The following is a 2,259-nucleotide window of genomic DNA, read 5'->3' as shown; positions in this document are numbered from 1 at the left end:
AGATGTGTATAAGAGACAGCCTTTATTGTATGTACAAGACGGTGATTACTTATTTAAAGATTTAAATAAGGACATTATTTTTGTAGGGATAGAGTCTAAACAACGATCAAACGATTTTACACCATGGGAAGCTCAAATTGGTAAACAGAAAAGTGGAGGATTAGCTGATAAATACTTAAAATGGCTTACTGAAGAACTAATCCCTGTACTACGTCATCGTTATAGAGTATCTAATGATAATAAAGATATAGGGATTGCTGGGGCTTCATACGGGGCTCTTGTTTCACTTTATGCTTTATATCAGATTCCAAAATGTTTTGGGACGTATATATTGATATCCCCATCTGTATGGTATCCTAACTTTATTGATTTTATGAAAAGAGAAGGGCAGATTACAGATAAAGTTACTGTTTATTGGTATGTTGGACTTAAAGAAGGAATTGAACACACCTTAACGATTAAAGATATGGTTAAAAATAGTTTTGAGGGCGTTAAAATTTTAAATGGAGATTTAAATCATAAAGAAGCACAATTTAAATTTCAAACGAACCCAAAAGGGATTCATAGACACCGCTTCTTTAAAAAATATTTTAAGAAGGCCCTAAAATATGCTTACAAATAGAACAAGAGCTATAAAATGATTATAGTAATTACTGAATTTCAAAATGACATTAAATAAAAGAGTGATGTTGAGTTTTACAATCCATAGAGTTATATACGGTTGTAAGTAGAAATTAATAAGCGTAGTATTCTACTTTTTATTAAAATACATCAGCGTAATTACAATGGAATCTACAAAAGAAATATCTTAATAAACATTGTCATGTAATCATCTTTTTCTATTTACAAATGTAGTTAATTATATCAGTACAACTAAGAGATATTATTAGACCCCCGTTTAAAAAATGTAGTAAAGTCCCATTAATAAAAGGGATTTACTACATTAAATATTTAATGTTTCCTTCTATCAGTTTTCTTATCGAAACTAAATATAAACAAAACAAAGAAAATAAAAGGAATAATGCCAAACGATCTAGTTAAAATATTATAGTTACTCGTAATTTGAGGCAAAATAAAAAGGCAAGAGCAGTAATTATAAGTAAAGATAAGTATATCTTTCTCTTTTTATACATTTTAAAGCCCACAATATACAACATATCATATTGTTGCTTTAAGCGTTGATTTAACCCCTTGTTATTTATTGGCTTAGCAGGTAAATTCTGTTATTTATTTATTATATCGGTACTCGGGACAGATAGATCTACTTCTTCAATCTTAAATTGATCAATCCAAACCTTACCTTTACCGATGAGCAACACCCAAAGTGAATTGATTCTGCCATTTCATTGACATCCAGTACAAAAGAGTAATAGTTCCAGTCATTCCTACCGATAATACGCGTTCCATTATATTATCGAACTGTAGAACATTGTTGGTCGCATCGTTAACCCTTGCCCAAACACCACATATATCTGCAGCTTTTCCCTTAACGAATGCTGAGAATTTCATGCGCTTGCCTTTATAGTCCTGAGAAGAGATACTTTGCATCAATGTCCCGAATGTATTCTCATTATACGAAGATGCTTCACGAATTGAAGTGATTGATGCAGATTGCTTGCCACTATGGTATTCTCTTGAATTAAGCTTTACTTCATACATTTGAGGTGTTGTTTCTGAAATAATCCATCCTTTAATATCTTCTGTTGTTATATCTACTTCCGCCTCACTTGTTTGTGAAATCCCACTCAATAATTTGCGATATTTTCCTGGTAGCAAACCATAAACTGCTTTAAAGCTTCTAGAGAACGCCTCTTGAGACTGAAAGTTAAGCATAAAGACGTTATCGATGATACTTATATCTGTATAGAGTAGATAATGTGATGCATGAGCAATGCGTCTACTTAAAATATGATTGTAGAATGTGTAGCCTGTCGCTTTCTTGAAAATTCGCATTAAATGAAACTTAGAATAACCCGTCATCTGTACATAATCATCTAGACTATAGTTCTCAAGTAGATTCTCTTCAACAAGCTGAATAATTTTTATGAATACTTTCCTCATCCATACCTTATCACCTCATCCATATTGTAATAGAAATGAAAATATTGTTTTTGATAAATGTTGCTATTTATCATAATAATCATGTTTTCAATATTTTTTATATTAATATCCAGTTCATAGTCTGAGGAATAATAATAGTATTATTATATGAATACTTGTTTTTTAACGTTTTTTCGCATAATTCTATCAGTATTTGAT

2 protein-coding genes are annotated in these 2,259 nt (G+C 30.8%); one reads left to right on the top strand and one right to left on the bottom strand.

The features are described from left to right. The coding region (locus tag CD118_RS11655; RefSeq protein ID WP_103356751.1) for an alpha/beta hydrolase at positions 1–622 on the top strand (622 nt) is incomplete at its 5' end. A 680-nt stretch (positions 623–1,302) separates the two neighbouring features. Here the strand turns inward: CD118_RS11655 and CD118_RS11650 are convergent. Continuing rightward, positions 1,303–2,061, bottom strand: coding sequence for a helix-turn-helix domain-containing protein (locus tag CD118_RS11650; protein ID WP_103356747.1), 759 nt, complete (start codon positions 2,059–2,061; stop codon positions 1,303–1,305). Positions 2,062–2,259 lie beyond the last annotated feature (198 nt).

Source organism: Staphylococcus coagulans (assembly GCF_002901995.1).
Lineage (GTDB): Bacteria > Bacillota > Bacilli > Staphylococcales > Staphylococcaceae > Staphylococcus > Staphylococcus coagulans.
The sequence above is the reverse complement of the archived record's forward strand: the minus strand, read 5'-3'. Positions and strand labels throughout refer to the sequence as shown.